General features: G+C 72.3%; 5 protein-coding genes. 2 read left to right on the forward strand and 3 right to left on the reverse strand.

What is annotated here, in order from left to right:
• The first annotated feature begins 364 nt into the window (after positions 1–364).
• Together C1J01_RS45150 and C1J01_RS45155 are read left to right on the forward strand one after the other, a co-directional pair.
• Positions 365–1,474, forward strand: a complete 1,110-nt coding sequence (locus C1J01_RS45150) for an MBL fold metallo-hydrolase (RefSeq protein ID WP_181449320.1) — start codon at positions 365–367, stop codon at positions 1,472–1,474.
• 20 nt (positions 1,475–1,494) lie between these two features.
• Positions 1,495–2,409, forward strand: coding sequence for a pirin family protein (locus tag C1J01_RS45155; protein ID WP_111185161.1), 915 nt, complete (start codon positions 1,495–1,497; stop codon positions 2,407–2,409).
• Between the two features lie 11 nt (positions 2,410–2,420).
• Here C1J01_RS45155 and C1J01_RS45160 read toward each other — a convergent pair whose 3' ends face one another.
• The 3 genes from C1J01_RS45160 to C1J01_RS50695 form a co-directional block, all read right to left on the reverse strand.
• A complete protein-coding gene (locus C1J01_RS45160; protein ID WP_111185162.1) occupies positions 2,421–4,952 on the reverse strand; it encodes a PA14 domain-containing protein in 2,532 nt (843 codons plus the stop codon).
• A 74-nt stretch (positions 4,953–5,026) separates the two neighbouring features.
• The gene (locus C1J01_RS45165) at positions 5,027–5,983 is read right to left on the reverse strand and encodes a coiled-coil domain-containing protein (RefSeq protein ID WP_111185163.1); all 957 of its coding nucleotides are present in this window, start codon (positions 5,981–5,983) and stop codon (positions 5,027–5,029) included.
• A 130-nt stretch (positions 5,984–6,113) separates the two neighbouring features.
• The coding region (locus tag C1J01_RS50695) for a hypothetical protein (protein WP_181449321.1) at positions 6,114–6,375 on the reverse strand (262 nt) is incomplete at its 5' end.

A 6,375-nucleotide genomic window follows, 5' to 3' on the forward strand; every position in this document is an offset into this window, starting at 1 on the left:
CTCGTCGCCGGGGGCCGGACCCGTACGGTATCGGCCGGGGGCGGCACGTCGGCGGCGGCGTCCGAACACCCGGTGACCAGGGCGGCGACCACCAGGGTCGCGAGGATCATGCGCACAAGTCCGCAATTGAGGCACTGAGCCATCATGGTGTCAAGGTCGCCGCGCATGAGCGTTTCGCCGGGGGGTTGCCGGGCGGCGCCGGCACGACGACCGATAGGTTCGTCGGGCCGGAAGAGGTCGCCGCCCTGGTGACGCGGGCTGGCATCCCCCATGCCGCGAGCGTCGGCGGCGCGGCGATCATCACGGCCTTGACCTATCGGGAATCCCGCAGGGCGGGAAGGAGACCTCTCGGGGAGTGTGGGCGATGGCAGGAATGCGGACCGCGTGGCGGATCGTCGTGGGCGGCGCGGCCCTGGCCGCGGCCGGATGGGCGGTGCGCCAGGTGCCGGCCGAGCTGGGCGTGCGGCCTCTGACGACGGGGCCGGACCGGGCGGCGCGGATACGGCGCTCGCCGCAGTTCGTGAACGGGGCTTTCGTCAACCCCATGCCCGACCCGCCCAGGCCGGCCTCGAGCGTGCTGGACGAGCTGTCCGGCAGCAGGCGGCGCCGCCCCCACGGCTTCGTCCCGCTGCGGGTGCCGCCGTCCGACGAGCCGCCCGCCGACGGCCTGCGCGCCGTCTGGTACGGCCACGCCTCGACGCTGGTGGAGATCGAGGGCAAGCGGGTGCTGTTCGACCCGGTGTGGAGTGACCGGGTCTCCCCCTCGCAGCTCGTCGGCCCGAAGCGGCACCATCCGGTGCCCGTGGAGCTCGGCCAGCTGCCGCCGATCGACGCGGTCGCGATCTCCCACGACCACTACGACCACCTCGACATGGCGACCGTGCGCCATCTGACGTACACGCAGAAGTCGCCGTTCGTGGTGCCGCTGGGCGTGGGGGCGCACCTGGAGCGGTGGGGCGTGCCGGCGTACCGGATCATCGAGCTCGACTGGGGCGAGGAGGCGCGGGTGGCGGGGCTGCGGTTCGTCGCCACCGCGGCCCGGCACTTCTCCGGCCGGGCCTCCTTCGCGGCGAACGACACCCTGTGGGGCTCGTGGGTGGTCGCCGGGGCGGCCAAGCGGGTGTTCTACGCGGGCGACTCCGGCTACTTCGAGGGCTACAAGGGCATCGGCGCGGCGCACGGGCCGTTCGACCTGACGCTGATGCCGATCGGCGCGTACGGTCCCGCCTGGCCCGACACGCACATGACGCCGGAGGAGGCCGTCACCGCCCATCTCGACCTGGGCGGCAGGCTGCTGCTGCCGGTGCACTGGGCGACGTTCACGCTGGCCCTGCACCCGTGGGCCGAGCCGGTGGAGCGGCTGTGGCGCGAGGCCAAGGCGCGCGACGTCGCGATCGTGGTGCCCCGGCCGGGTGAGGCGGTCGACACGGCCGCCGTCCCGCCGGTGGAGGACTGGTGGGAGATCTCCGCCTGAGCGGGGCGTACAGTCCTACCGTGAGCAATCTGGAACGCGACCCGCGGGAGATCCGCTGCGGAGCCGAGGAGGGCACGGGCAGCGAGGTGCTGACCGGGCGCGAGGTGCCGCTGGGCGGTCCGCGCGCGATGCTGGTGAGCCGTACGCTGCCGCACGTGCACCGCCGGATGATCGGCGCCTGGTGTTTCGTGGACGCGTACGGGCCGCAGCGGGCGGCCATGCGCGTGCCGCCGCATCCGCACACGGGCCTGCAGACGGTGAGCTGGCTGATCGCGGGCGAGGTGCTGCACCGCGACAGTCTCGGCACTTTGCAGGAGATCCGCCCCGGGCAGCTGAACCTCATGACCGCCGGGCGCGGCATCGCGCACTCGGAGGAGTCGCCGGAGACCGTGCTGCACGGGGTGCAGCTGTGGGTGGCGCTGCCCGGCGAGCACCGCCACACCGGGCCGGGCTTCGAGCACCATCCGGCGCTGCCCGTGTTGTCCGGCACGGGGTTCGAGGCGATCGTCATCATGGGGTTGCTGGGCGGGGTCGCCTCGCCCGCGACCGCCTACAGCCCGCTCGTGGGCGCGCAGATCGCGGTCGGCGGGGTGTGCGAGGTGCCGATCGATCCCGCGTTCGAGCACGGCGTGCTGCTGCTCGACGGCGAGGTGGCCGAGCTGGAGCCCGGGGCGCTGACGTACCTGCCGCCGGGGCGGTCGCGGGTGCGGCTGTCGGGTCACGGGCGGGTGCTGCTCATCGGCGGGGAGCCGTTCGAGGAGGAGATCGTCATGTGGTGGAACTTCGTGGGCCGCTCACACGACGAGATCGTCGCCTTCCGCAAGGAGTGGATGGAGGGCGAGGGCTTCGGCGCCGTCGAGGGGTACGACGGCGAGCCGCTGCCCGCGCCCGTCCTGCCCGGCACGCCGCTCAAGCCGCGCGGCCGGGTCCGTTAGTCGACACGTTCTCAGCGGGTCCCGTCGCAGGGCGGGTCGGTGGTGATCAGGGCCTCGTGGGCGGCGCGCAGGCGGGCGGCGTCCGGTTTGGTGACCGCCCGGTCGTACGTCATCAGGCCGTTGATCTCGGTCTCGACGTCGGTGGTCTGGGTGTAGACGGCGGCGCTGAGCTGCTCGCACGACTGCAGCCGCCGGATCTCCTCGATCATGGACACGTACCGGGCGGTGAGGGCCTCGGGGTCGGGCTCGGCCGCGTAGCCCCAGCCGCCGCCGGACCAGGTGTGGCCGACCACGGGCAGGCTGAGCCCGCCGTACTCGCCGAGGACGTTCGCCCGGCCGCCCGACGGCTTGCCGGGGTTGCCGGGGCCCGGGTAGATGTGGAAGTCCTTGATGTCGCCGTTGCCGCCGTCCACGGCGCCGCAGCAGTTGACGCCGCTCATGTTGTTCACCAGCCGCGACGGGTCCCAGCTCTTGACCAGGTCGGCGATGCGGGCCTGGTCGTACTGGCCCCAGCCCTCGTTGAACGGCACCCACATGACGATCGACGGGCTGCTGCGGTGCTGGTCGACCATCTCCTTCAGCTCCGCCTCGAACTGCGCCCGGTCGGTGGTGCGGAAGGCCGACGGCATGTCCTGCCAGACCAGCAGGCCGAGCCGGTCGGCGTGGTGGTACCAGCGGTCGGGCTCGACCTTGACGTGCTTGCGCACGGCGTTGAAGCCCAGGGCCTTGGTCTGCTCCAGGTCGTACCGCAGGGCCTCGTCGGTCGGGGCGGTGTAGATGCCGTCCGGCCAGAAGCCCTGGTCGAGCGGGCCGATCTGGAAGACGGGCCGGCCGTTGAGCAGGATGCGGTGGCCGGAGACCTCGACGGATCTCATCCCGAAGTACGACTCCACCGAGTCCTTGCCGAGCCTGACCTCCAGGTCGTACAGGTGGGGGTCGTCGGGTGACCACAGCCGGGGGTCGGGCACGGGGAGGCGGAGCTCCTCGCCGACGGGGCCGCGTACGGTGCCGACCACGCGCCGGCCGTCCCTGGCGATCACGGTGGCGGTGCCCGGTGATCCCTGGACGGTGACGTACAGCGCCTCGCCGCGCAGGTCGGGCACGGTGTCCACGCGGTCGATCCGCTGGGCGGGGACCGGCTCGATCCAGACGCTCTGCCAGATGCCGGAGACGGCGGTGTACCAGATGCCGCTCGGATTGAGCCGCTGCTTGCCGATCGCCTGGGCGCCCTCGTCGGTCGGGTCGTACACGCCGACGACGAGTTCCTGCGGGCCGCCGCTCCGGATCGCGCCGGTCACGTCGGCGGTGATGCGGTCGTAGCCGCCCTTGTGGTCGGCCACCCGCCGGCCGTTGACGTAGACGGTGGCGTGCCAGTCGACGGCGTCGAGGTGCAGCAGCAGCCGCTCGCCGCGCCAGGTGCGGGGCACCTCGAACGTCCTGCGGTACCACATGCGGTCCTCGTGCCGGCCGACGCCGGACAGCTGCGACTCCACCGGGAACGGCACCACGACGCGCTCGGGCAGCTCACGCCCGACGGGCGCGGCCTCACCCTCCTCGGCGGGGGCGAACTGCCAGGTGCCGTTGAGGCTGCGCCAGCGGTCCCGGACGAGCTGCGGCCTGGGGTACTCGGGCAGCGGGGCGGCCGGATCGACCTCGGCGGCCCATCGGGTGCGCAGCACGTACGCGGAGGCGTTGACCACGGGGACGTAGGTGTAGGCAGGCAGCGGCGTGCCGTCGGCGTACGTGATGCCGTCGCCGTCGTAAGAGGTGCGGACGGTGGTGCCCGCCTTCGCGGGAACCGGATGCCGCAGCTTCAGCTCCACGGTCTCCGGCGTCCTGAGGACGGCGGAGGTCACCGGCCAGGCGGCGCCGCCGACGGTGAGCGCCAGCCGCTCGGCCGCCCCCTCGGGCAGCGGCGCCAGCGGCGCGTCGAACGTCAGCGTCGCGACGTCCCCGGCCTCTCCGAGCCGGGCGTCGCGCGGGCCGGGAGGCCGGAAGTCCTCGGGGACGGTGAACGCCTCCATCGGGACGATCGCCTTCGGCACGCTCGGGCTCTGCCAGCGCAGGCGCAGGTGGGCGCCGCCGTGGTGCTCGAAGTACTCGACCTTGACGTCGTACTTCCTGCCCGCCTCCAGGGCGATGGGCTCGCCGGTCTGCTCGACGTCCCAGTCGTCCACCCAGTGGTCGATGACCATCCGGCCGTCCACCCAGAGGCGGAACCCGTTGTCGCCGATCATCGAGAAGGTGTACGTCTCGGAGCGCGGGACCTCGATCCGGCCGGTCCACCGGACGGTGACGTCGTCCTCCCGGCCGGTCAGCTGCCGGAACACCGGGTTCAGGTCGGCCAGGTCGAGGTCGGGATCGACGACGCTCGCCTTGAGCTCGGCGAAGTCGAACCGGCCCGCCGCCGAGGCGAGGTAGTAGTCGCCGCGCAGCCCGTTCCGCTCGGGGGCGGCCGAGGCCGAGGCGGACGGTGCCTGTCCCACCAGGGACGACAGGGAGAGGAGCACGGCCAGCAATAACACGAGGCGCTCACGCAACACCGGAGGGGTCCTTTCGGGAGGCTCCGATCAAGGTTGGTTTGCGACCTTCAGTAAGCACCCGTTGAGCCGACCGGTCAATAGACCGAAATGTGCGGATGGTCGTAGTGGTTGGCCGTGGTGCCGCCGCGGTCGGACATCGGGCGCCAGGAGCCCGTCCTGACGTGCCAGATGCGCTGGCGGTAGATCACGTACATGATGCCGAGCCGTCTGGCGTTCTTGACGGCCCAGGCGGCGATCTCGTCGCCGCGCTCCAGCTCGGCCGCCGACGGCATCGCGCCGCCCTGGCTCAGCATGAAGTCGCACGCCCGGCCGAGCGGGTGCTCGCCGCCGTCCTGGATCGGCCGGTAACACCCGATCCCGAACGGCACCTCGAACCGGTCCTCGATGAGGTTCCTGACCAGGCGCATCCTCGGGGTGATGTTGTCGGGGCCGTCGGGAAGCTGCGGCACCCACGTGCCGTCGGGGCGGCGGATCCCCGGCGCGGTGTAGAGCAGGTCGATCCTGTCCTTGATCTTCTCGATCTGCCGCTCGGCCTTCTCCTTGCGTTCGCCCAGGTCCTCGACGGTCCGCCGCAGGTCGTCCGCGCGGGCCTCGGCCTCTTCGCCGGCCTGCCGGCGGGCGTCTCTGACCTCCGCGTAGCCGCGCACCCTGGCGTCCTGGACGTCGATGAGGTGCTGGCCCAGCGCCATCCGGCCGAGCAGCGCCGACGGGTCGCGATTGCCGGTCAGCAGGGCCAGTTGGCTGGGCTCGCCGCCGACGTACTGGGCGACGGCCATGGCTCTGAGGCTCGTGGAGTGGTGGTCGTAGACCTCCTGGGCGGCGGCCAGCTTCTCCCGCGCCGCCTTCTCCGCCTTCTCGGCCTTCTGGTGGGCGATGCGGCCGGCGTAGTAGTCCGTGATGAGCTTGTCGGCGTCCTTCTGGAGCTCCGACAACTCCTTCTTGAGCTGCTTCACCGCGGGTTTCGGCTCGGCCCGCGCCGACACCGCCGTGACCAGGAGCATCGCGGTGAGCGCGGCCGTGCCTGCGGTCATGGCCCGCCGTACCGCCACTCTTCTCCTCACCCCGAGCGCGCAGGGCAGGCTCCGGCCATGAGCTGGTCAGGCCAGGGGCGCCCTCTTTCGGACGCACGATAGTAGGAAATCGGTCGATCTTGCCCCTATTTCACGTCTTTTCGGTATCGCGACCCTTTCGCACCTTGCGGACGACGAGCCGGTGGGCGAGCAGCACGGATCCGGGCACCACCGCGAACCCCAGCAGGCTGGAGCCGAGCCCCAGGCCGATGCCGGCGTCCACCAGCCCGCCGCCTCCATCGCCACCGCCGCCGCCCCCGCCGTCGCCGTCGCTACCGCCGTCACCGCCGCCGAGCACCGGCAGGCCGAGCGAGACGCTGACCGAGACCTTCAGCAGCGGCTCCCGGGCCGGC

It is taken from the genome of Nonomuraea aridisoli (genome assembly GCF_003236395.1).
Classification (GTDB): domain Bacteria; phylum Actinomycetota; class Actinomycetes; order Streptosporangiales; family Streptosporangiaceae; genus Nonomuraea; species Nonomuraea aridisoli.